This window comes from Bacillus sp. N447-1, from assembly GCF_022701035.1.
Lineage (GTDB): Bacteria > Bacillota > Bacilli > Bacillales > Bacillaceae_G > Bacillus_A > Bacillus_A cereus.
On record NZ_CP065509.1, the window covers coordinates 3782372 to 3804827 of the forward strand.

Below are 22456 nucleotides of genomic sequence, written 5' to 3' on the forward strand. Positions count from 1 at the left end.
TATATTAGTCTTAATTTTCTGTATATAACTTTTAAGAAAAATGGTGATACAATATATGAATGATAAGAGAAGAGAGGATGAAGATTAACATATGTACGTTACTGTAACAGAAGCAGCATATAAAAAGATTATGGATACGATTCCAAGTGAAGCGAAATATATAAAGTTATTTTATGATAATGAAGGTTGCGGTTGTGTTATGAGCGGAATCATCGATTTAGTAGCTGTAGCAGAGAAAGATGAGCGCGATGTGGATATTGAATCAAGCACAATGAATTTTATCGCTGATCGTACAAAGCTTGTATTTATGGACGATAAGTTAACGGTTGATTGGCATGAAGGTGGAGGAACTTTTCAGTTGAAGAGCCCAAGCCAGTTTTATAATCCAAATATGAAATTACACGTTCGAGTATAGTAAAGGTGAGTCCAAAATGTATTTTGGACTCACTTTTTTTATTTTATAAGTTGATATATTGAAAAAATCGCTGATATAAATGGAGTTGCACCGATATAATTTCATTTACCAAAACGTTTCATATAATAAAAAGATTTTTCACATAATGAAATGTACATTTGATTGAATTTTCTGTATAATCTTCTTTGCGGAGGGGATACGCATGAGAAGATGGGGAATTGAGTTATTAATTTTAAGTGTTGTTATTATTTGGGGGATTAACTATACAATTGCGAAGTATGGACTTTTAGAATTTACAGCAATTGAGTTTACTGCACTTCGTATGATGGCGGCGGCACCGCTTCTGTTACTCCTTACCTTTTGTATTGAAAAGTCGGTTTATATGGAGCGAACGGATATACCTAGATTAATTATCGTTAGCGTTGTAGGTATTGTACTGTATCAAACGTTATTTATGGAAACTGTCAAATATACATCCGCTACAAATGCCTCTTTACTCATTTCTATTTCACCTATTTTTACAACTGCATTTGCGATTTTCTTGAAACAAGAAAAGTTTTCTTCTCGAAAGTTAATCGGTTCTATGACTGCCTTTGTTGGTGCAGCCTTAGTTTTAGTAGCAGGACATTCACTTACTAGTTCTTTTTATGGCAATGGAATTGGACTTATTACATCAATATGCTGGGGGCTTTATCCTGTTTTAGCAGGACCATTAATTAAAAAATATTCAGCATTACGTGTTACTGCATGGTCTGCATTAGTGGGTGCGATTCCGCTATTATTGTTAAGTGGTCCACATGTGTTTGTCATGCCATTTCACATTACTCACGGAATGACACTATTTGCTTTACTATATTCTATTTTCTTTGTAACAGTATTTGGTCTAGTAATGTGGTATGTTGGTGTTCAAAAAATTGGGGCGTCACATACGATGGTATATATGTATATAACGCCGCTTGTAGCGGTTCTATTTGCAGCTGTCTGGGCAAATGAATATGTATCGTTTCAACAAATCATCGGTGGAATTATCATTTTTGTCGGTCTATGGTTTGTGAAATCGGAGAAAGTAAAAGTTCATTCTATTGCAGAGGAACCTATATCAAAATAGGAAAACAGATCACCTATGATCTGCTTTCCTATTTTTTTATTTTTGGTAAGAAGATGAGAAACAAGATAGCAGTAATAAGTGGAATTAAGTTTAAAAATGGAATACGGAAGAGTGTAATAAGAATAATACCTGGAAGAAGAACACCGAGGACAGCGTAAAAAATGCTATGATTTTTCGTGTACCAATACAATGAAAGTCCAATAAGTGCAGGGATAATGAGGTGAATGAGAGCCATTAAAAAATAAATCATTAGACGCCCCCTTTATTTGTGTGCTTATTACATCATATCCGTATGTTCATAGATTGATATCATTTTTTTCATAAATGGACGAAAAAAGTTTGAAAAACCGTCACAAAATATGAGAATATGATGTTTGAAATCTTGTATAATATTATTTTCTAAAAACATTTAAACAACATAAACATACTGTTTATGTTGTTTTTAATTTGAATGAAATGAATGTAAGGAATATGAATTTGAAAGAAATTTTTTGTTGGATAGATAAGAACGAATGAAGAGAGGTACAGCATGATTAGTATGTCACTAAGATCATTTAAAATTCAATCGTATTATATACTAGGTATTCTTTTACTAGGCTGGATGATAACACCGTTTTCAGCACATTTTTTAGGTGCAGGAATTGGACTTATCGTAAGTATGTATTGCGTTTGGCTTTTAGGGAGAAGAATTGAGAAGCTTGGAGATAGTATCGTAAAGAAAACGAAAGCACCGACGCTTGGTATGTTTAATCGTTTTGCGGCTGCTATTTTGGGCGCTATTATTATGTACGAAATTGAGCACCATATGGTGATGTGGGCATTTGCAGTAGGGATTATGGGCGGTTATTTTTTAATCGTTGTGAACTTAGGTTACTATAGCATGAAAGATGAGAAAGAACTAACAAAGAGCTAAAAAGATAAAAGACTTCTTTTTAGATGGAATAGATGATCCAGTCACGAATAGAAGCGGTCAGGGCCTTTTTTAGCCCCATACGATGTGAAACCCGAGAGATGTAGTGAGTAGGGATATAATGTATATATTCGAAGCTGTAATTTTATAATCTAGGTCACAGATGAAGAGATTAGCGTTTCACTTTATATAAGATATAGAAAGAAGCTTACGTTTTCACGTAAGCTTCTTTTTTATGTAAGTGTGTGTAACCGTTAAGCCGCATTGGGTTTTGTCGGTGAGTACGCGAAACTTTACGGTTACACGACACTTATTCATATGAGTAAAGGGTTATTCCAACAGAAAGTTTTAATTTAAGCGATTGGACCGCCTAAGTTAATAATGTCTTCAGATACGCTGTCGAACTTTTTGAAGTTAGCTTTGAATTCATTTGCAAGTTCGATTGCTTTTGCTTTGTAAGCAGCTTTATCAGCCCAAGTTTGTTCAGGCATTAACACTTCGTCAGGTACACCTGGTACGTGAAGTGGAACTTCAAGACCGAAGATATCATGTTTAGCTGTTTCAGTTTTTGCAAGTTCACCGTTTAATGCAGCTTGAATCATTGCACGAGTGTAACCTAAGTTCATACGTTTACCAACGCCGTATTCGCCACCAGTCCAGCCAGTGTTTACTAAGAATACTTTCGCATCGTGTTTCTCGATTTTTTCACCAAGCATTTCAGCGTAGCGAGATGCATCAAGTGGTAAGAATGGTGAACCGAAGCAAGTTGAGAATGTAGCTTGCGGAGAAGTAACGCCGCGCTCTGTTCCTGCTAGTTTACTAGTGTAACCACTTAAGAAATGATACATAGCTTGCTCTTTTGATAACTTACTGATTGGAGGCAATACGCCAGATGCATCAGCAGTTAAGAAAATAATTGTATTTGGGTGTCCAGCAACACTTGGCAGTACGATATTGTCGATCGCATGCATAGGGTATGCAGCACGAGTATTTTCTGTTAAAGTAGTATCGTTGTAGTCGGCGATACGTGTTTGGTCATTAATGATAACGTTTTCTAAAACAGATCCAAATGTGATTGCATCGAAAATTTGTGGTTCTTTCTCGTGAGAAAGGTTTACACATTTCGCGTAGCAACCGCCTTCAATATTGAATACACCGTTATCAGACCAACCGTGCTCATCATCACCGATTAGTTTACGGTTTGGATCAGCAGATAATGTTGTTTTACCTGTTCCAGATAAACCGAAGAATAGTGCTACGTCGCCTTCTTCACCTACGTTTGCAGAGCAATGCATAGAAAGAATATCTTGTTCAGGTAATAAGAAGTTCATAATAGAGAAGATTGATTTTTTCATTTCTCCAGCGTATTCTGTACCACCAATTAGTACGATACGTTTTTCGAATGAAACCATAATGAATGCTTCAGAGTTTGTACCGTCAACAGCTGGATCAGCTTTGAAATTCGGTGCAGAAACAATTGTGAACTCTGATTCATGAGTTGTTAATTCTTCTTCAGTTGGACGAATGAATAATTGATGTACAAATAAATTGTGCCATGCATATTCGTTAATAACTTGAATTGGTAGGCGGTAATTGCGGTCAGCGCCTGCAAATCCTTTGAAGACGAATAACTCTTCTTTTTCTTTTAAGTATTCTAAAACTTTAGTATATAATTTATTAAAATGTTCTTCAGAAATCGGTTGGTTCACAGCTCCCCAAGCAATTTTGTCAGCAACCGATGCTTCTTTCACAATAAATTTATCTTTAGGAGAACGTCCTGTATATTTTCCAGTTGAAGCAGAAACGGCACCAGTCGAAGTTAATTTCCCTTCATTTCGCATTAATACTTTTTCCACTAATTGCGGAACACTTAGTTGAATCTGTGCATTGCTTCCGTTCAATAATTCGTGTAAACCAATTTGGACATTCACAGTACTCATATTTATATACCATCCTTTTCATTTAATGAAATATTTCTCGTAATCCCCAACAAGAGTATAACACAATTATATAAATAATGTATACTATTTATTTCTTTTTGTTTGTGTGAATGCATTATTTCCCTATTAATATTTCATTTCAGGCGTATTGAGAAAAACTTTCAGGAAAATGTGAATATTAATTGACAAATGAATATCATTTCTTTAGTATAGGTTGGGACGGATACTCTCTTATCCCGAGCTGGCGGAGGGACAGGCCCGATGAAGCCCAGCAACCTCACTTGTAGTGGTAAATACAGGTGAATAGGTGCTAAAACCTGTGCGAGGCTACAGGTCTCGAACGATAAGAGCGAAGGGCAAAAAGCAGTATGCAAGTAGCAAATTAAACCTTTCCTCTATGTAAAGTAGGAAAGGTTTTTCTGTATGCTTGTGTGGGAGAATAAATGTATGTCGCAGTTTGTGGCAAATTAAGGATGAGTTCCGTACAATATATACAATTACTGTAGGGAGGTTTACCACATGACAAAAAAACGTCATCTGTTCACATCTGAGTCTGTAACTGAAGGACATCCAGATAAAATTTGTGACCAAATTTCTGATTCAATTTTAGATGCGATCTTATCAAAAGACGCAAATGCACGTGTAGCTTGTGAAACAACTGTAACAACTGGTTTAGTATTGGTAGCGGGGGAAATTACGACTTCTACTTACGTAGATATTCCAAAAATCGTTCGTGAAACAATTCAAGGCATTGGTTACACACGCGCAAAATACGGATTCGATGCAGAAACTTGTGCAGTTTTAACATCTATCGATGAGCAATCTGCTGACATCGCTATGGGTGTTGACCAAGCGCTAGAAGCACGCGAAGGTCAAATGACTGACGCTGAGATTGAGGCAATTGGTGCGGGAGACCAAGGTTTAATGTTTGGTTTCGCATGTAATGAAACACAAGAGTTAATGCCACTTCCAATCTCGCTTGCTCACAAATTAGCTCGCCGTTTAACTGAAGTACGTAAAGATGATACATTATCATACTTACGTCCGGATGGAAAAACGCAAGTTACAGTTGAGTATGATGAAAATGGTAAACCAGTACGTGTTGATACTATCGTAATTTCTACACAACATCACCCAGATGTTACATGGGAAGAAATCGATCGCGACTTAAAAGAGCACGTAATTAAAGCTGTAGTACCAGCAGAATTAATGGATGGAGAAACGAAATTCTTCATTAATCCAACTGGCCGCTTCGTAATTGGTGGACCACAAGGTGATGCTGGTTTAACAGGACGTAAAATCATCGTTGATACTTACGGTGGATACGCTCGCCACGGTGGCGGTGCATTCTCTGGTAAAGATGCAACGAAAGTTGACCGTTCTGCAGCATATGCAGCTCGTTATGTTGCGAAAAACATCGTAGCAGCTGGTCTTGCTGAAAAAGCAGAAGTACAACTTGCATACGCAATCGGTGTAGCACAACCAGTATCAATTTCAGTTGATACATTCGGCACTGGTAAAGTATCTGAAGACGTACTAGTAGAGCTAGTTCGTAACAACTTCGATCTTCGCCCAGCTGGTATTATTAAAATGCTAGACTTACGTCGCCCAATTTACAAACAAACAGCAGCTTACGGCCACTTCGGACGTACTGATGTAGATCTATCATGGGAACGTACAGACAAAGCAGCAGCTTTAAAAGAGCAAGCTGGTCTATAATATATGAAAAAAAGCTTTGCGCGGTGAGCGCAAAGCTTTTTTTATTTATAATTACGTTGGAATAAAGCGAAGAGTTCAATGTCATGCCAATTGCCATTGCGGAATATAGCTTCTTTACAAGTTCCTTCATGTTGAAAACCGAGTGATTTATATAATTTAATTGCTCTATCGTTAAAAGAAAATACTCGTAAAGAAAGGCGATGTAAATTTAATTCTAAAAATGCATAATCCAATAATAAGGTGAAAGCTTCCTTCCCATAACCTTGCCCCCAGTAATCCTTGTTACCAATATCAATAATACATTCAGCGTTTCGATTATACGAATCAATATGAATTAAAGAAGTAATACCAATTGAAAGATGCGTAGATTTTTCTTCAATGATATAGCTCTTAGAGTCCGAAGAATGAATAAATTGCTGGCAAAGTTTTTCTGTGTCTTGAAGGGAATATTTATCAAGAGTGAGAGTAGTTGAACTCATAACGTCTATATCATTATGCCATTTATAATATGTTAGAATATCATCTTCGGAAAACTTTCGTAACTGGATACGGTTTGATTCAAACAATGTAAGTCCTCCTTTTGTATTTCCTTTTCACATGATTTACAAAGGATTGATTTCTTCTGGAACATATGTAATCAACCTTTCATTTGACGTGCTTTACCTGCGCAAAATGCACTACTTAGTAAAAATAGTGTCGCGAATATAATGCTTACTAATGTAGCGTATGGAATTGCGCCTTTTAAGGAAAAGCCGACAGTGATTGAAGCGATGAATAAGAGGATAAATGTTGTTGTTAATTTTTTATAAAGTTCCATACTATGTAGACCTCCAATTTATTTTTTAGTACAAGTTTTAAAATTGAATTCTATTATGTAGAAAATATAAAGAGTAGCTAAAGATGTGTAGTCTAGGAGTATAAGAAAGGGCACTTTCCTTTTTGTGGGTTAGTATACTTATATTGTATCATGGCGCATGATTGGCTTCATACATAATTGTGTAAAGGTATGTATGATAAAATGAAGAAAAGTCTTTAAGAAAGGAAAGATAAAAAATGAGTGTAACTGAACATAAAAAACAAGCTCCAAAAGAAGTGCGTTGCAAGATCGTGACGATTTCCGATACACGTACGGAAGAAACAGATAAGAGCGGACAACTATTACATGAATTGTTAAAAGAAGCGGGACATAAAGTAACTTCTTATGAAATTGTAAAAGATGATAAAGAAAGTATTCAGCAAGCAGTGTTAGCTGGTTATCATAAGGAAGATGTAGATGTTGTATTAACAAATGGCGGTACTGGTATTACGAAACGCGATGTCACAATTGAAGCAGTATCAGCGTTATTAGATAAAGAAATTGTTGGATTTGGTGAGCTGTTCCGTATGATTAGTTATTTAGAAGATATCGGAAGCAGCGCAATGTTAAGTAGAGCGATCGGTGGTACAATTGGGCGCAAAGTAGTCTTCTCGATGCCAGGGTCTAGCGGAGCGGTTCGCCTTGCGATGAATAAATTAATTTTACCGGAATTAGGTCATATTACATTTGAGCTGCATCGCCAATGAGTAAGTATGCTGGAATTGTATTAGCAGGTGGTATGTCGAGTAGATTCGGTGAGCCGAAAGCGTTAGCAATTTGGAAGGGAACTACTTTTGTTGAGCATATTGTGAAAGTGATGGGAAATACTTTGCAAGACATTGTAGTAATTAGCCATACTGATATAAAAGAGCGAGTAGAGCAATTCGTACAAGTACCTGTTATAGAAGACATTCCGCACTATAAAGGGAATGGACCGCTGGCCGGCATTGTATCAGGAATGGAATACATAGAAGCAGATTGGTACGCTATTATGCCTTGCGATGCACCAAACGTGTCGCATGAATGGTTTACCATTTTACTAGAGCAAACGAACAATGAATATGATGCGGTTGTACCTATTATTAATGGAAGAAAACAACCGCTACTTGCGGCGTATCATAACCGCGTGAAAGAAAAGATTTATGCTTTACTTCAGGAAGAAAAAAGAAGTATGGGGCAGCTTTTATCACAATGTAATGTGAAGTATGTTTCTGGAGAAGATGTACAAGCGAATGCGGATTGGTTTATAAATGTAAATACGAAAGAAGAATATGTGCAGGCTCAAAAAGACCTTTCAAATGAATGAAAGGTTTTTTTGATATACAGAATTGGGGAACAATTGCTGTATAAAGGTATGTGAGTGAGTTGATTTTAAGGGGAATTCTTAAAATCATTATACAGTTAAAACACTGTATAACCATATATTAATTTTTATGGGTTTTTATTACAAGTCTGTTTAGTTATGTTTATTTTTGATATAATTAATATAGAAATAAAACAATGCTTAACCTTATGTATCATTTATTAAACTAAAATTTATGACCATGTAATAAACTCCCTTCGTTTTTTGAAGGGAGTTTTTCTATTTAAGCAAGCAACTCTGATGCGTTATGCTGAAGGACTTCTTCATATTGGTTAAGCAAGCCACGAAAGACCTCATCCCAGCTCTTTGATTTCGCAAAAGAGGAAGATTCTATTCCCATCTGCTCAAGTTTTTCTTCATTTTGTAATAAAAAATAAATGGATGATAGAAATGCATCTTCATTTTTAGGCGGACAAAGAACTCCCGTTTTTCCATCTGTAATAATATTTTTAACCCCGCCACTATTTGCACCAATAACAGGTGTACCGCATGCGAGTGATTCAAGTACGACATTTCCGAATGTTTCAGTAGCTGATGGAAACACCATTATGTTAGAACAAGCATATGCTTCAGCTAAATCCCCGCCTTGTAAATAGCCAGTAAAAGTGATATTTGTTTTCGGAACAGCTTCACGTAAACTTGTTGCTAGAGGACCGTCTCCTGCGATGAGCCAATGAATATCGTTTCGAGTATGTGCTGTTTTAACGATAAGGTGTTGCAGCGTATCAATATCTTTTTCAGGAGCAATTCGTCCAACATAGGAAAGGACATACTTCGCTGTAATATTATATTTTTTTCGGAATAGGTCTGTATTGTAAGCTGGATGAAAGAGTGTGCAATCTACACCACGTCCCCATATAGAGAGGGTCTGAAAGCCTTTATTTTTTAATTGATGTAATGTTTCAAAGGAAGGTACAAAATTTTTTTGCATATGACTATGAAACCATTTTAAATAGTTCCAAAGCATATTGGAGAGGAATTCGATTTTGTAATAACGTAAATAGGCATCGAAATCAGTATGATAAGAACCGACAACTGGGATGTTTAACTTTTTTGCATAATACAATCCACAAAGTCCCATGTTGAAAGGTGTGGCAATGTGAATAATGTCAGGTTTAAAGGAAAGTAGTTCCCGTTTAATACGCGGAGTAGGAAAAGAAAAACGACATTCTGGATATAATATTGTTAACGGGATACTTCTCATCTTATTCACATTCGCTACAAAATTATCTTCAGCTGTATGCTGAGGGGCGAAAACAGAATAGGCGATCTGTTCTTTCTGAAAATATCGTGTTAATCGCTCTAACGTTTTCGCAACCCCGTTAACTTGTGGCGTAAAAGTATCGGTAAAAATGGCGACTCTCATCATATCACTCCTTTATGTGAAAAGTGGGATGAATTGATAAAAAGAGATGATGCCAGAGCAAGTGCCAAGGCACATACCGACGAATACATCTGACGGATAGTGAAGTCCTAAATAAATACGTGAAATACCGACGCATAATGCTAACGGTAATAGGAAAGCAAGTAAGCTTGGATTATAGCAAATAAATGGAATGAAGACAGAGAAAACGGCTGTTGTATGACCAGACGGGAAAGAGTGGTCTTTTAATGGATGGACTGGATATTTTGCATCCTGAATTGTTAAATAAGGACGTTTTCGTGGATACCATCTTTTTAATATTTGTACAGGAATATGGCTAATTGCTAAAGAAATAGCAGTTGCAATTGCTGCTTGATGTAAAGTACCTTTTGCAAAAATTAAAAAGAAAAGTGTGAGTGCGATGGAGAAAGTCGCGCCACCGATATGAGTAATATTGCTGAAAAAGATATTTAATGTTTTTTGATCAAAGTAGCGATTAATTCCTTTGAAAATGTAACATTCTATTTTATATAATCCACTGACCTTCATGAAAATTCTCCTCCCTCATTTACATATATATGGAGATATTAGCTTTTATTTTAATAAGATTTTGTTGAGGGAGTAATAATGTTTTGTAAAGAAAAAGTTAGTTTTTATATAAAAAAAGCTGCCAATCTTATGGCAGCGGAAATTTACTTCTGTAATGATTTATAATATTGACCTTTTTCAACGTATTGCGTGCGAATACGCTCCATATCTTTACGGTCTTCTGCTGTTAATTCACGAATGACTTTCGCGGGACGACCGAAAGCTAACGTGTTTGGTGGAATTTTCTTTCCTTGTGAAACGAGGCTTCCAGCGCCGATAAAAGCTCCTTCGCCAATTTCAGCACCATCTAATATAATGGATCCCATTCCAATTAAAGCATCTTTTTTAATATGACAACTATGTAAAATAACTTGATGTCCAACTGTAACATCATCTTCTAAGATAAGAGGATACTGAGGGCTTTGGTGGAGTGTACATTGGTCTTGTACATTTACTCGGTCTCCAATGATCGTTGGTGACACATCACCACGGATGACTGTATTAAACCAAATACTTGATTCCTCGCCAACGTAAACATCGCCTGTAATCGTAACATAGTCAGCGATAAAAGCACTACTCGCAATTTTCGGTTTTTTTTCTTTGTAAGGATATATCATGTAAAGTCTTCCTTTCCTAGAGACTAGTTTTAGTGTATCAAATTATGAGAAAGAGTGAAATGGAGGAGAGCCGTATGTGGAATTATGAAGCGGAGGAAGCAAAGGCTGTCATTGTTATTGTGCACGGCGCAATGGAATATCACGGACGTTACGAAGCCGTTGCGGAAATGTGGAATCATATCGGCTACCACGTCGTGATGGGGGATCTTCCGTCACATGGAACGACTTCAAGAAATAGAGGACATATTGATTCATTTGATGAATACATAGAGGAAGTTAAACTATGGGTGAAAGAAGCAAGAAAGTATAGGTTACCTATTTTTCTATTCGGTCATAGTATGGGTGGTCTTATTGTCATTCGTATGATGCAAGAAACGAAGAGAGAAGATGTAGAGGGTATTATTTTGAGTTCGCCTTGTTTAGGGGTAGTGACTGGACCCTCTGCTCCGCTTCAATTTGCTTCAAAAATATTAAATGTTGTGGCTCCAAAATTGCAATTTGCAACGAATCTTACGGTGGAAATGTCAACACGTAACCACGAAGTGAGAGATGCAATGGAGAATGATTCTTTGTTCTTGCGCAAAGTATCAGTACGTTGGTATAGTGAATTGATTAAGTCTATCGAAATTGCTCATAAAAAAATAGATGATTTTCCAGATGTTCCGCTCTTGCTAATGCAAGCTTGTGAGGATAAACTTGTAGATAAAACACGTGTCCGCACTTGGTTTGATAATGTTAAAATAAGTGATAAGGCTTTTAAAGAATGGCCGAATTGTTATCACGAGTTATTAAATGAGTATGAGCGTGATGAAATTTTGAGTTATATTCAGTCATTTACTGAAATGCATGTCAATAATATAGTAAAAACAAACAAATAAATCATTATTTGTACATTTAATAGAGGAGATGAAGGAAGAAGTGAACGTACCGAGTAATCCCATAACGCTCATGGCGAAAGTATACCGTGATGTGTTTCCGGTTGTACACCATGAGCTAGCGATGTGGAAAGAGCGTGCCTACCATATTCCGAATGATGAGCTTCATAGTCAGGCAATCGCAAGTATTGAGCATAAAACGTTTCATTGTGAGGGCGGTGGCATTTTAGCTCTGCTAGCAAATGAACACCGAGAAGAATGTATTCGTTTTATCGTAGCGTATCAAACGATCAGCGACTATTTAGATAATTTATGTGATCGCAGTACATCACTTGATCCAAATGATTTTGCCGCACTGCATGAATCGATGTTAATGGCATTATCACCTGAAGTAGAAGGTGGCGGTAATTATTATCGTTATCGTGATGATCAAGATGATGGTGGTTATTTAGATGAACTTGTTGAAACATGCCAAGATGTTTTAAAGAAAACGAAGCACTATGACAAAATTGCTCCTGTTCTTCATGAACTTGCTTGTTATTATTGTGATTTGCAAATTCATAAACACGTGAAATTAGAAGAAAGAGAGCCGCGCTTGAAAAATTGGTTTGAAGCACATAAAGAAAACTTACCTGAGATGAGTTGGTTTGAATTTTCAGCATGTGCCGGTTCTACACTTGGAATTTTCTGTCTTGTAGCATATGCATTTCATGATGAGTTACATGATGAAGATATTGCGAAAATTAGACAAGGGTACTTCCCTTACGTACAAGGACTTCATATTTTGCTTGATTATTTCATTGATCAAGAAGAAGACCGTATAGGCGGAGATTTGAATTTCTGTAGTTATTATGAAAACGAGCAAGCGATATTAGATCGGATGAAACACTTTGTAGAAGAAGCGGAGAAGAGCATTGGTGATTTGCCTCATGCGAAGTTTCATCGCCTTATAAGCCGAGGGTTACTTGGTATTTATTTATCAGATCAAAAAGTATCAGCACAAAAGAATATGCACAAAATGGCACGGCGCATTGTAAAGTACGGAGGCCTCACTTCACGATTCTTCTATTGGAACGGGAAGATGTACCGAAAGAAAACAGCGCAGTGATGAAGAAAACCACTCATGTAGAGTGGTTTTCTTTTCATTATGATCGTATTTTTAAAAATACATATATAAGAAGTTCAATTGCAAAAATAACTAAAACAGATAGTCCAAATAAAGGCATGACAGCGCCTAGTATCACCATCATGATAAAGAAAACGAATATACTTTTCTTATCTCTTTGTTTTGGAGGTGCTGCTAATTTTCCTTTCGGCTTTCTTGCTAACCACATTTTTATTCCGTAATAAATGAGAAGTAGTAGAGATAATGTCGTTAGTAAGCATAATATTTTATTTGGCCATCCGAATAAATGTCCTTCATGAAGCGGGATACCGTAAGTGAACCATTGTGCAAGTAATCCATAATCACGATAGTCCGTTTTTGAAATGAGCTCCCCGCTATATTGGTCAAAGTAAGCTGTTATCTCTTCATTTGGTGCAACATGCATACCTGTAATACCAGAACCGCTCGATTTCGAAACAGTGAATACACCTTTCGGATCAGCTGGTAGTGAAATAACATATGGCTTCTTTATTTCAATTCCTTTTTGTAATTCATCGACAGAAATTGCTTTCGGTTCATTTGAATTTGATTCAGGCGGAGCTTCTTTTCTTGTTGCCCACGGCAATTCTTTTACCTTTGATTCAGGCGGAGCCATGTACAATTTTGGATATCCGAGTGATTCATTTGACGATGCGATTTTATAAATTTGGTTCCCCATAAATCCTGACCATGGCAATCCAGATGCGACTAGCAGAAAGAGAGGAATTGTAAATATAATACCGATAATAGAATGACGTCTTTTTGCTTTTTCTCGCTTATTGGATGCCGGTGTGTTTTTGAATTGTCGTATACTCATGTACAATCCGGTTACGATTAAAAAGATTGTCCAGCATGCCGCGAGTTCTACAGTATAGTTTACGACAGTGCCACCAACTAAAAGAGAACTATGTAATTCCCTCATTATATTGGCAAATGTTTCACTTGCGTTTTGATCCCCAACAATTTGATTATTACTATCTAAATACACATATTTTTGTTGCCCAGTATACTCATTTGCAATCGTAAGTCTCGTATTATAATCCCCATTAAACTCACTAATTTTCGCCACGCTATAATGTGGATATTTTTTCTCTGTTAAGGAAATAGAATCAGACATCGAAATAGATTCTGTTTGAGCACTCTTCCCAAAATATAAATCTTTATAGATGAAATCTTCAACTTCCTCCCGAAATAAATACCCAATTCCGCTCAGTGACAACGTAATAAGAAGTGGCGTAATAAAAAGCCCAGCATAAAAATGCCAACGCCAAAAAATGTAATGAAGCGAACGATTTACTTTCATACTTTCAGTTCCCCTAACCTTCCCTATATGAATAACTACTTATTTAATATAGCGAGATTAAGTGTGATTACTTTGAAAGAATTGTGAAGAAAGTTAAAAGTTTTTAGGATGATTTTCATAAAACATAAAACACATTTCAAAAGGGATGTTTTCTATGTTTATGAAGATTTCTTTGTATTTGATAGATACATCCTAACAACCGCATTAGCAAGACATTGAGAGGAATCAACAAAATCCTCACTCGCCACCACATTCAAATCAGTACATGCGATAATGGCGGTATCAACTTCCTCTCTCAATTGTAAAACGAGCGCATTCCACAATTCGTGAGCTTTTTCAATCTCTCCAGATTTAATACAAGTAATAATTTGATTAATCATTTCCTGCCATGTTTCATGATGAATGTATTCTATATTCCGCTTTGCAATCCCATCTTGGTAAATATCAGCTTGAACAGTTGCTTCCGTTGCGAGAAGAGCGACTCTTTTTGCAGTTTCAGGAATCGCTTGTAACGTTTCATCAACTATATGCAAAATAGGAATAGAAAGAGAGTCCTGTAATTCTTCAAAATAAAGATGCGCCGTATTGCACGGCATAGCGATAAAGCTTGCGCCAGTACTCTCGAGTTTTTGTGCCCCTTCAATAATCGCTTTTTTCATCGCTTCGTGATCAATAGGGCGATCCATATAAAACGGTGTTGGGCACGAGTAAATCATCATATGAGGAAAGTCCATATCATGCTTTGCTCCGTATATTGTTTGGCACTCTGCTACAACTGTATCGATGAATGGTCCAGTTGATTTTGGCCCCATTCCTGCTAGTATTCCGATCATTATTTCGTCTCCTTTAAGAATGTTTACATCCATTATATAGGAGAATAACAAAAAGACGTGCAATGAGTGCACGTCTTTTTTTGTTATGTTTTGTCGAACAATCGATATATCCGAGAAATCGTTGATATATTGTAAGTTATGATAGATATATCGAAAAAATCGTTGATATATCCCGAGTTACGATAGATATAATTGAAAAATCGTTGATATATTACCCCGCATTAACGGGCAGTAAAACTCCCACCTTAAAATTCGCCTGGAGCAAAGAGGTTAGGTGGGAGATAAACTGCCCATAAATGCCCGATTGGTTCAACTAATAATCAGTGGGGATGCCCCCACTGATTAAAGTTTCACTTTATCGCTTCTCAATCGCCACAATAAATGGTGGGTTATTTTGCTGGTTAATGAAGCCGTAGCGCAGTACGTGTGCTTGTTTTTGGTCTAATTCTTCGGCAAATTTGAGAACAGCGTCCCGTTCTACTTGTCCTTCTGGGTGTCCGTGGTAAATAACAAGGACGATGATACCTTCAGGTGCCATTACTTCTAATAATTGTTCGATCGCTGAGATTGTTGAGTTCGGTTTTGTAACGATATGCTTGTCTCCGCCTGGAAGGTAACCTAAGTTGAAAATTGCGCCTGTTACTTTTCCTTTTGCATCTTCTGGTAATATGGATAGAAGTGTATCGTGACTATCGTGAACTAAAACAGTACGTTCGAAAAGTTCTTTTTCTTTTAGACGAGTTGTTGAGCTTTCAATTGCCTCTTTTTGAATATCAAATCCAAATACTTTTCCGTTATCTCCAACGATTTCAGCTAGGAAGCAAGTGTCATGGCCGTTTCCTAAAGTTGCATCTACAGCGTAATCGCCTTCTTTTACTGCCGTTTGCAGAAGCGAGCGAGCAAACGGTAATACACGTTCTAATTTCATTTTTGTTTCTCCTCATTTGCATATTTTCCTTGCCAGCTTCCGCGGCGTACAAATTCTGCATCAATGGAATTTAATACTTCCCATTTATTTAAGCTCCACATTGGACCAATCATTAAATCAGGCGGACCGTCACCTGTGATACGGTGCACAATTACGTCTTCTGGAATCATTTCAAGTTGGTCAACAACGAGACTTACGTAATCCTCAAGAGAAAGGAACTCGAGTTGTCCTTTTTCATATTGCTTCACCATTGGCGTTCCTTTTAATAAGTGAAGTAAGTGGATTTTAATTCCTTGTACATCAAGCTTCGCTACTTCACGAGCTGTTTCCATCATCATGTCGTAATCTTCAAGTGGAAGGCCGTTAATAATATGAGAACAAACTTTAATGCCGTGCTTACGTAATTTATTTACACCTTCAACGTAAGAAGGATAATCGTGAGCACGATTAATAAGATTTGCAGTACGTTCATGGACGGTTTGTAGTCCGAGTTCAACCCAAAGGTAAGTGCGTTTATTTAAGTCCGCTAAATATTCAACAACATCGTCCGGTAAACAATCTGGACGAGTCGCAATAGAAAGACCGACAACGTCTTTTTCTGCTAGAAGCGGTTCGAATTTTTCTTTTAACACTTCAAGTGGTGCATGTGTATTTGTGTACGCCTGGAAATAAGCGATACATTTTCCATCTTTCCACTTTGAGCGCATTTTTTCTTTCATTTCATGATATTGCGTTATAACATCATCGCGGCGATCGCCAGCGAAGTCACCAGATCCAGCAGCACTGCAAAATGTACAACCGCCATAAGCAACTGTACCGTCACGGTTCGGGCAATCGAAGCCAGCATCTAATGAAACTTTAAAGATTTTTTCACCAAATTCATTTCGTAAATGATAATTCCATGTATGATAACGTTTATTGTCGTTTGTATATGGAAAAGGGTTTTGAACCTTCATTACTTTCCCTCCTAAGCCGAGTCAAAATGAAACAAAATCCATTATAACATACTCATAAGGTTCAGATGGAAGGGACACACTAAAGGGGAATTGAAGCAAGGAGGGACAATTATGGCAGAGCGTCAATCACTTGAATCGTATATTACACAAGCGGAACAAGCGGTGGAATATGCGAAAGAACAATTAGACCAAGGTATGAGACAAGAGCATTATAATACGATGGAGTATTCGGATGCGCAGTTGCAATTAGAACAAGCGTATAACGATTTACAAACGATGCAACAACATGCGAATGATGAGCAACGTGAGCAGTTAAATAGAGCACGTATGGCAATTCGCCAATTGCAACATCAAATGATTATTACACCGCACTAATAAGGAGTGAATGTAATGGCGAAACGTTCAGATCAAAATAACCCAGAACAAAAAACGCAAAATGGACATAACGCTGAGTTTTCGAATGAACTTGATCCGATTGTTCAAGTAAAACAGCGTAATAGTAAAAAAGGACAACCTCAAAAATCGAAACAATCAGAGTAGACCAGGTCGCAATATGACCTGGTTTTATTTTGCTATATGACAATAATGTAAGATTCCTGTAAGGTTTGCCGATAGTTGCAATTGTCCTTTTCCAGTAGAGTAAGGGAGGATTAAATTTTGGACAAGGAGCTGCTTTATGGGGAACAATATTACAAACAAGCGAATTGATGAGTTAGATTACATTCGTGGCTTCGCATTACTGGGGATTATTTTAGTAAATATTTTAGCACTACTTAATATTAAAACTCCAGATCCTAATACAGTAGATGCTAGCTATCAAAGATTTTTATACTTATTTGTAGAAGGTCGTTTCTTCTCGATTTTCTCATTCTTATTTGGAGTGGGATTCTATATCTTCATTACAAGAGCGATTGCGAAAGGGAAAAATGGATATGTTCTATTTTTCCGCCGCGTAGTTGCATTATTTATATTTGGTTTGATTCATTACATGTTTCAGCCTGGAGAAGCGTTGACGTTATATGCAATTTGCGGATTAATCGTTTTACCGTTTTATAAAGCGAAAAAACAAGTGAACTTAGTAATTGGTCTTATTTTGACAATAGCCTTTAGTGTAATGGGTGTTAAAGAACTATTACCACTTGGTTTAATTTTATTAGGTCTTGCTGCAGGACAATATCGTGTATTTGAAAATCTTTCAAAAAACATAAAGCAAGTCGCTATTTTTACAGGCATTATGTTTGTTTTAAGTGTGGCAGCTGTATGGTATCAATATGGACACGTGCCTGCTGGCCCATTTGTAAATATGATATTGATGAATGAAGACGGAACGATGGATGCTGCAGGCCAATTTTTAAAAATTGGTGTTACAGTGGGACCAATTATTTCAGCTTTCTATGTCGGAGCATTAATTTTATTACTTCAATTAAAACCAGTTCAAACATTGTTAGCGCCACTGAAATACTACGGTCGTATGGCGTTAACGAATTATATTGGACAAACTGCAATGATTTTAATTGCCGGTAGCGTATTTAACTTTGCAGGAAACTTGACATACATGCAGACGTTATATGTATGTATCGCAATTTATGCAATTCAAATTGTGTTTAGTGTAATTTGGATGAAAATCTTTAAAATGGGTCCATTAGAATGGATTTGGCGAGTTGTTACGTATTGGACGGTAACACCTTTAAAGAAATAAAGAGAGAAGTGGGCTGTTCCTTTTTGTGGAACAGCCCATTTTTATTTTCATCTTTTTCGGAAAGTTGATATTCCTTCGCGAATCGCCGATATATATTGGAAATCGCTAATAAAATTTCATTTATCAACGAACCTTACACACTTATCTTTTTTATATTACAAAAGTGTAAGGTAAATGTAATGTTAACAAATAGCAGTTCACCTCCAAAAGGCGCAAAATAGGTAATGGAAAAACAAGCGTAGGAGGATATATATGACGAAACCAGTTGTAGACGTGAAAAACGTTCAAAAAGTGTACGGTAAAAAAGGTGAGAACCAATCACACGCGTTAAAAGGTGTGTCATTCTCAATTCAAGAGGGTGAGTTTGTTGGAATTATGGGACCATCTGGTTCTGGTAAAACGACATTATTAAATGTAATTTCAACATTAGATAAAGCAACGGGCGGCGTTGTTGAAATTGCGGGTACGGATATTACAAAAATGAAGCAAGGTGAGCTTTCTGATTTCCGTTCACAAAAATTAGGATTCATCTTCCAAGATTTTAATTTGTTAGAAAACTTATCTATTTATGAAAACATTGCACTTCCACTTTCCTTGCAAGGTGTTCCATCACGTAACATTGGACCAAAAGTCGAGAAAGTAGCGGATATGTTAGGGATTACAGAAATACTTCAAAAGTACCCATCTGAAGTATCTGGTGGGCAAAAGCAACGTTCGGCAGCAGCGCGTGCTTTAGTGCATGAGCCGGCAATTATTTTAGGGGACGAGCCAACAGGAGCGCTTGATTCTAAAAATGCAACGAGTTTACTTGATGCGATGACAAACTTAAATAAAGATCAAGGCGTATCTATTATGATGGTTACACATGATCCGTACAGTGCAAGTTACTGTCAGCGTATTTTATTCATTCAAGATGGTGAGCTATATAAAGAAATTCACCGCGGCGGTACACGTGAAGAGTTTTATAAAGAAATTTTAGATGTGCTTGCGGACTTAGGCACACAAAAAGCGTAAGAAAGGAGGTTCTAGAGCATGTTATTCAAACTTTCCATGTCAGGGCTAAAGAGTAAGCTAAAAGATTATATCGTCTTACTTGTTGGTCTTGTCATGTCGATCTCAATTTTTTATATGTTTCAAACGTTAGCACTAAATGAATCATTTCTTGAATCTAATTCAGTGATTAAATCAATCGGATTTGTATTCCAAGCAGGTTCATTTTTATTAGCAATCATAACGTTCTTCTATATTTTATATGCGAACTCTTTCTTACTATCTCTTCGTCAAAAAGAGTTTGGTATGTATATGATGTTAGGAGCAAAAAAGCATAAAGTTACATTACTTATGTTTATTGAGACAATTGTATTAGGCGCCGCGTCTCTTGCAATTGGAATTGCAGTTGGTGTAGGACTTGCAGAAGGTATCGGTCAATTATTAATGAAACAATTAGAATTTGCTGGTGAAGGCTATAAAGCATTTTACCTCCCATCTATGACTGTTACTTGCATCTTCTTCTTTGCATTATTTGTACTATCAGCAATTATGAACAGTATTAAATTATCACGTATTTCTGTATTGCAACTTGTACATGCAGATGCACAAACAGAACGTGTTGCAGTAAAAGGGAAAATGACAGGTTTAGTTGCCTTCCTTGCGGTTATTTTATTAGGAATTGGCTATGCATCAATGATTTATATGGAAAAATTAAGAGAGATGGGAATCCTTATTGCATTAATTACAACAACAGCTGGTACTTACATGTTATTTGGATCACTTCTTCCAGTTATTATTAAAAAGTTAAAAAGTAATAAAAAGCGTAGTGAAAAAGGACTTAACGCTTTTACATTTGCACAATTAAATTTCCGTATTAATAGCTTAACGAAAGTACTTGCAACAGTAGCGATGTTAGTTGCTCTTGGAGCTGGTGCAATTTCAGGGGGGATGGCGTTTAAAAATAACGTTATAAAAATGGTTGATGGTTTAGTAATCTATGATTCAGTAGTTCATAATCCGACAGCTGAAGAAAAGAAAATTTTAAACGGTATTACATTTAAAGAGAAAAGCGAATATCGTTACAAAGTAGATGATAAATACGTTTACTATGTAAAAGAAGATTTAGAGAAAAATCGTCCTTTAGTAAAAGATATGGAAAATATGAAGTCGATGAAGGATTTAGTAAATACGAAGAAGGCTTCACAGGAATTACCAGTAGGTGCAGTTTCTAGAGAAATGAATGAAAAAGATGCGAACGCTAAAGAACTTCCAGAAGAATGGGTAGATGCTTTTAGCACAATTCATCCATATTATATATACGAAGATCATGCAATTAAAATTGTAGATCAAAAAATGTACGATGGGATAAGTGGTAAAGAAGGTATAGCATTTATCGGAAAAGCAGATGATTTCTTAACATATACAAAAGAATGGAAAAAACTTGACGAGTTGCAATTAGATAAATATAAAAATGTAACAGCTGAAAGAATGAACAGTAAATATCAATCTTACGACATGTTCTATGGTGTTGCGAGCGGAACAGTGTTTATGGGCTTCTTCCTTGGAATTGCTTTCTTAGCAATGATGGCAAGTTGTTTAATGTTCAAAATTCTTTCTGGTGCATCAAAAGATATTACACGTTATCAAATGCTTCGTAAAATCGGGGTGCGCCGTGAATTATTAACAAAATCAATTTATAAAGAGTTATTCTTAGTATTCCTATTCCCAGCAATTGTAGGTATTGCTCACGTATTAGTTGGTATGAATATTTTCGGATTTATTTTACTTGATCCGTACTTCCGTATTTGGGTACCAATCGTAATTTTCGTAGTTATTTACACGATTTATTACCTTATTACAGTTCAATTGTATAAAGGAATTGTTCTTCCGAAAGAAGATTAATAATAAAAACCGAGCAAAAACGCTCGGTTTTTATTATTTTCAGAAAAAACGCTTTAATGTTACTGAAATGTATAATATAATGTAAGTAAGTAACGTAATATAAAAGTAGAAGTAGCTGTATAAGGAAAGGAGGAATCCAATCTGTAGAAAGAAGCTAAGCTTTTATCCCCACATTTTTTACCGCAACGTATTTATACAATCGTAAGTTTCCACATTGAAAGTTTTCAGAACCACCTGAGTATATTGTGAAAATAATGGATAACACATGGAAATCTCATAGCATGATAAGGTAAAATGGACAACATAATGAGAAAATTACCGTTCATAAGATGAGGAGAATACATGTATGGAAGTTGTAGAGGCATTAAAAGATATAAGCCAAATTGAGGCTATGAAAAAATATTTAAAAGAGCACTCCCAGCGAGATTATCTTTTATTTGTTATTGGAATTAACACAGGATTAAAAATTACAGAATTACTTAGCATGAAATTTGAAGATGTATTAAATGAAGATGGGACTGTTAAAGAGTTTTATACTCTTCCTGTGAAAGATGAAAAATTTAAACAAGATATTTATTTAAATACAAAAGTAAAAGAAGCGCTTTTAGATTACGTACAATCTATTGGCGTTAAAAGAGAAAATTACGTATTTCAATCTAATAAAACGCCAAATTCAATTACGCGCCAACAAGCGTATCGTGTAATTCATAATGCTGCAGAAGCAGTTGGAGTTGTTGGTAAGATCGGAACGAATTCAATGCGAAAAACGTTCGGATTTCATGCGTACAAAAGAGGGATAGCGATTGCGCTGTTACAAAAACATTTTCATCACGCGACTCCATCAGAGACGCTAAAGTATTTAGGTATTTCAAAGGATGAGACCTTTAAAACGGAGATTGATGTCGATTTATAAAAGCCGTAACTAAAAGAATTAGGAGGCGGAAAAT

25 protein-coding genes and 1 riboswitch are annotated in these 22456 nt (G+C 36.3%); of the genes, 14 read left to right on the forward strand and 11 right to left on the reverse strand.

Features of this window, described 5'->3' with window-relative positions:
- The first annotated feature begins 91 nt into the window (after positions 1–91).
- Positions 92–415, forward strand: coding sequence for an iron-sulfur cluster biosynthesis family protein (locus IQ781_RS19160; protein WP_000289570.1), 324 nt, complete (start codon positions 92–94; stop codon positions 413–415).
- Between the two features lie 202 nt (positions 416–617).
- Positions 618–1523 (forward strand): DMT family transporter, encoded by a 906-nt coding sequence (locus tag IQ781_RS19165; RefSeq protein WP_001255410.1) that lies wholly within the window; start codon positions 618–620, stop codon positions 1521–1523.
- Positions 1524–1551: 28 nt separating this feature from the next.
- On the opposite strand, the gene IQ781_RS19170 is transcribed toward IQ781_RS19165, so the two are convergent.
- The gene (locus IQ781_RS19170) at positions 1552–1773 is read right to left on the reverse strand and encodes a hypothetical protein (protein WP_000639042.1); all 222 of its coding nucleotides are present in this window, start codon (positions 1771–1773) and stop codon (positions 1552–1554) included.
- Positions 1774–2052: 279 nt separating this feature from the next.
- Between IQ781_RS19170 and IQ781_RS19175 the strand changes: the two genes are divergently transcribed.
- Entirely contained in the window at positions 2053–2436 is a 384-nt protein-coding gene (locus IQ781_RS19175; RefSeq protein WP_000624922.1) for an ATP synthase subunit I, read from the forward strand.
- Positions 2437–2786: 350 nt separating this feature from the next.
- Here the strand turns inward: IQ781_RS19175 and pckA are convergent, their stop codons facing one another.
- A complete protein-coding gene (pckA, locus tag IQ781_RS19180) occupies positions 2787–4373 on the reverse strand; it encodes a phosphoenolpyruvate carboxykinase (ATP) (RefSeq protein ID WP_000108802.1) in 1587 nt (528 codons plus the stop codon).
- A gap of 228 nt (positions 4374–4601) precedes the next feature.
- Positions 4602–4723: riboswitch (SAM riboswitch) on the forward strand.
- Between the two features lie 169 nt (positions 4724–4892).
- Here pckA and metK point away from each other — a divergent pair.
- Positions 4893–6092: a methionine adenosyltransferase gene (gene metK / locus IQ781_RS19185; RefSeq protein WP_000163123.1), complete on the forward strand. Its 1200-nt coding sequence runs from the start codon at positions 4893–4895 to the stop codon at positions 6090–6092.
- A gap of 41 nt (positions 6093–6133) precedes the next feature.
- Here the strand turns inward: metK and IQ781_RS19190 are convergent, their stop codons facing one another.
- Together IQ781_RS19190 and IQ781_RS19195 are read right to left on the reverse strand one after the other, a co-directional pair.
- The gene (locus IQ781_RS19190) at positions 6134–6658 is read right to left on the reverse strand and encodes a GNAT family N-acetyltransferase (protein ID WP_000464126.1); all 525 of its coding nucleotides are present in this window, start codon (positions 6656–6658) and stop codon (positions 6134–6136) included.
- A 71-nt stretch (positions 6659–6729) separates the two neighbouring features.
- Positions 6730–6909, reverse strand: coding sequence for a hypothetical protein (locus IQ781_RS19195; RefSeq protein WP_000424797.1), 180 nt, complete (start codon positions 6907–6909; stop codon positions 6730–6732).
- Between the two features lie 236 nt (positions 6910–7145).
- On the opposite strand from IQ781_RS19195, the gene IQ781_RS19200 reads away from it, so the two are divergent.
- The gene (locus tag IQ781_RS19200) at positions 7146–7655 is read left to right on the forward strand and encodes a MogA/MoaB family molybdenum cofactor biosynthesis protein (RefSeq protein ID WP_000117124.1); all 510 of its coding nucleotides are present in this window, start codon (positions 7146–7148) and stop codon (positions 7653–7655) included.
- Positions 7652–8254, forward strand: coding sequence for a molybdenum cofactor guanylyltransferase (locus tag IQ781_RS19205; protein ID WP_000049596.1), 603 nt, complete (start codon positions 7652–7654; stop codon positions 8252–8254). Before IQ781_RS19200 ends, IQ781_RS19205 begins: the two co-directional genes overlap by 4 nt.
- Before the next feature lie 280 nt (positions 8255–8534).
- Here IQ781_RS19205 and IQ781_RS19210 read toward each other — a convergent pair whose 3' ends face one another.
- The 3 genes from IQ781_RS19210 to IQ781_RS19220 all read right to left on the reverse strand — a co-directional run bounded on the left by IQ781_RS19210 (position 8535) and on the right by IQ781_RS19220 (position 10879).
- Complete coding sequence (locus tag IQ781_RS19210; protein ID WP_001261642.1) at positions 8535–9677, reverse strand: glycosyltransferase family 4 protein; 1143 nt, start codon at positions 9675–9677, stop codon at positions 8535–8537.
- A 12-nt stretch (positions 9678–9689) separates the two neighbouring features.
- Positions 9690–10223: a phosphatase PAP2 family protein gene (locus tag IQ781_RS19215; RefSeq protein WP_000868582.1), complete on the reverse strand. Its 534-nt coding sequence runs from the start codon at positions 10221–10223 to the stop codon at positions 9690–9692.
- A gap of 143 nt (positions 10224–10366) precedes the next feature.
- Positions 10367–10879: a gamma carbonic anhydrase gene (locus IQ781_RS19220; protein ID WP_000640188.1), complete on the reverse strand. Its 513-nt coding sequence runs from the start codon at positions 10877–10879 to the stop codon at positions 10367–10369.
- 74 nt (positions 10880–10953) lie between these two features.
- Here IQ781_RS19220 and IQ781_RS19225 point away from each other — a divergent pair, with 74 nt between their 5' ends.
- Positions 10954–11757 (forward strand): alpha/beta hydrolase, encoded by an 804-nt coding sequence (locus IQ781_RS19225; protein ID WP_000267421.1) that lies wholly within the window; start codon positions 10954–10956, stop codon positions 11755–11757.
- Between the two features lie 40 nt (positions 11758–11797).
- Positions 11798–12862 (forward strand): tetraprenyl-beta-curcumene synthase family protein, encoded by a 1065-nt coding sequence (locus IQ781_RS19230; RefSeq protein WP_001102461.1) that lies wholly within the window; start codon positions 11798–11800, stop codon positions 12860–12862.
- Between the two features lie 37 nt (positions 12863–12899).
- Here the strand turns inward: IQ781_RS19230 and IQ781_RS19235 are convergent, their stop codons facing one another.
- The 4 genes from IQ781_RS19235 to mnmL all read right to left on the reverse strand — a co-directional run bounded on the left by IQ781_RS19235 (position 12900) and on the right by mnmL (position 16918).
- Positions 12900–14201: a PepSY-associated TM helix domain-containing protein gene (locus tag IQ781_RS19235; RefSeq protein WP_139846831.1), complete on the reverse strand. Its 1302-nt coding sequence runs from the start codon at positions 14199–14201 to the stop codon at positions 12900–12902.
- A 158-nt stretch (positions 14202–14359) separates the two neighbouring features.
- Positions 14360–15034, reverse strand: coding sequence for an aspartate/glutamate racemase family protein (locus IQ781_RS19240; protein WP_050292832.1), 675 nt, complete (start codon positions 15032–15034; stop codon positions 14360–14362).
- A gap of 355 nt (positions 15035–15389) precedes the next feature.
- A complete protein-coding gene (mnmM, locus tag IQ781_RS19245) occupies positions 15390–15962 on the reverse strand; it encodes a tRNA 5-(aminomethyl)-2-thiouridylate-methyltransferase MnmM (RefSeq protein ID WP_000764471.1) in 573 nt (190 codons plus the stop codon).
- Positions 15959–16918 (reverse strand): tRNA modification radical SAM protein MnmL/YtqA, encoded by a 960-nt coding sequence (gene mnmL / locus IQ781_RS19250; RefSeq protein WP_000868031.1) that lies wholly within the window; start codon positions 16916–16918, stop codon positions 15959–15961. The genes mnmM and mnmL overlap by 4 nt, the downstream gene beginning before the upstream one ends.
- Positions 16919–17029: 111 nt before the next feature.
- Between mnmL and IQ781_RS19255 the strand changes: the two genes are divergently transcribed.
- From IQ781_RS19255 to IQ781_RS19280, 6 genes are all read left to right on the forward strand, one after another.
- On the forward strand, positions 17030–17293 hold the full coding sequence (locus IQ781_RS19255) for a YtzC family protein (protein ID WP_000840869.1): 264 nt from the start codon (positions 17030–17032) through the stop codon (positions 17291–17293).
- A gap of 15 nt (positions 17294–17308) precedes the next feature.
- Positions 17309–17458, forward strand: a complete 150-nt coding sequence (locus IQ781_RS19260) for a hypothetical protein (protein ID WP_001129340.1) — start codon at positions 17309–17311, stop codon at positions 17456–17458.
- Between the two features lie 136 nt (positions 17459–17594).
- Positions 17595–18617, forward strand: a complete 1023-nt coding sequence (locus tag IQ781_RS19265) for a DUF418 domain-containing protein (protein WP_079004438.1) — start codon at positions 17595–17597, stop codon at positions 18615–18617.
- Positions 18618–18869: 252 nt separating this feature from the next.
- Entirely contained in the window at positions 18870–19631 is a 762-nt protein-coding gene (locus IQ781_RS19270) for an ABC transporter ATP-binding protein (RefSeq protein WP_000165844.1), read from the forward strand.
- Between the two features lie 18 nt (positions 19632–19649).
- A complete protein-coding gene (locus IQ781_RS19275; protein ID WP_000897761.1) occupies positions 19650–21509 on the forward strand; it encodes an FtsX-like permease family protein in 1860 nt (619 codons plus the stop codon).
- 346 nt (positions 21510–21855) lie between these two features.
- Positions 21856–22422 (forward strand): tyrosine-type recombinase/integrase, encoded by a 567-nt coding sequence (locus IQ781_RS19280; protein WP_000454210.1) that lies wholly within the window; start codon positions 21856–21858, stop codon positions 22420–22422.
- Positions 22423–22456 lie beyond the last annotated feature (34 nt).

Bases quoted from the DNA above. Each gene is read 5' to 3' on its own strand.
- IQ781_RS19160 (WP_000289570.1), top strand. From the start codon at position 92: ATGTACGTTACTGTAACAGAAGCAGCATATAAAAAGATTATGGATACG.
- IQ781_RS19165 (WP_001255410.1), top strand. From the start codon at position 618: ATGAGAAGATGGGGAATTGAGTTATTAATTTTAAGTGTTGTTATTATT.
- IQ781_RS19170 (WP_000639042.1), bottom strand. From the start codon at position 1,773: ATGATTTATTTTTTAATGGCTCTCATTCACCTCATTATCCCTGCACTT.
- IQ781_RS19175 (WP_000624922.1), top strand. From the start codon at position 2,053: ATGATTAGTATGTCACTAAGATCATTTAAAATTCAATCGTATTATATA.
- pckA (WP_000108802.1), bottom strand. From the start codon at position 4,373: ATGAGTACTGTGAATGTCCAAATTGGTTTACACGAATTATTGAACGGA.
- metK (WP_000163123.1), top strand. From the start codon at position 4,893: ATGACAAAAAAACGTCATCTGTTCACATCTGAGTCTGTAACTGAAGGA.
- IQ781_RS19195 (WP_000424797.1), bottom strand. From the start codon at position 6,909: ATGGAACTTTATAAAAAATTAACAACAACATTTATCCTCTTATTCATC.
- IQ781_RS19200 (WP_000117124.1), top strand. From the start codon at position 7,146: ATGAGTGTAACTGAACATAAAAAACAAGCTCCAAAAGAAGTGCGTTGC.
- IQ781_RS19205 (WP_000049596.1), top strand. From the start codon at position 7,652: ATGAGTAAGTATGCTGGAATTGTATTAGCAGGTGGTATGTCGAGTAGA.
- IQ781_RS19210 (WP_001261642.1), bottom strand. From the start codon at position 9,677: ATGAGAGTCGCCATTTTTACCGATACTTTTACGCCACAAGTTAACGGG.
- IQ781_RS19215 (WP_000868582.1), bottom strand. From the start codon at position 10,223: ATGAAGGTCAGTGGATTATATAAAATAGAATGTTACATTTTCAAAGGA.
- IQ781_RS19220 (WP_000640188.1), bottom strand. From the start codon at position 10,879: ATGATATATCCTTACAAAGAAAAAAAACCGAAAATTGCGAGTAGTGCT.
- IQ781_RS19225 (WP_000267421.1), top strand. From the start codon at position 10,954: ATGTGGAATTATGAAGCGGAGGAAGCAAAGGCTGTCATTGTTATTGTG.
- IQ781_RS19235 (WP_139846831.1), bottom strand. From the start codon at position 14,201: ATGAAAGTAAATCGTTCGCTTCATTACATTTTTTGGCGTTGGCATTTT.
- IQ781_RS19240 (WP_050292832.1), bottom strand. From the start codon at position 15,034: ATGATCGGAATACTAGCAGGAATGGGGCCAAAATCAACTGGACCATTC.
- mnmM (WP_000764471.1), bottom strand. From the start codon at position 15,962: ATGAAATTAGAACGTGTATTACCGTTTGCTCGCTCGCTTCTGCAAACG.
- mnmL (WP_000868031.1), bottom strand. From the start codon at position 16,918: ATGAAGGTTCAAAACCCTTTTCCATATACAAACGACAATAAACGTTAT.
- IQ781_RS19255 (WP_000840869.1), top strand. From the start codon at position 17,030: ATGGCAGAGCGTCAATCACTTGAATCGTATATTACACAAGCGGAACAA.
- IQ781_RS19260 (WP_001129340.1), top strand. From the start codon at position 17,309: ATGGCGAAACGTTCAGATCAAAATAACCCAGAACAAAAAACGCAAAAT.
- IQ781_RS19265 (WP_079004438.1), top strand. From the start codon at position 17,595: ATGGGGAACAATATTACAAACAAGCGAATTGATGAGTTAGATTACATT.
- IQ781_RS19270 (WP_000165844.1), top strand. From the start codon at position 18,870: ATGACGAAACCAGTTGTAGACGTGAAAAACGTTCAAAAAGTGTACGGT.
- IQ781_RS19275 (WP_000897761.1), top strand. From the start codon at position 19,650: ATGTTATTCAAACTTTCCATGTCAGGGCTAAAGAGTAAGCTAAAAGAT.
- IQ781_RS19280 (WP_000454210.1), top strand. From the start codon at position 21,856: ATGGAAGTTGTAGAGGCATTAAAAGATATAAGCCAAATTGAGGCTATG.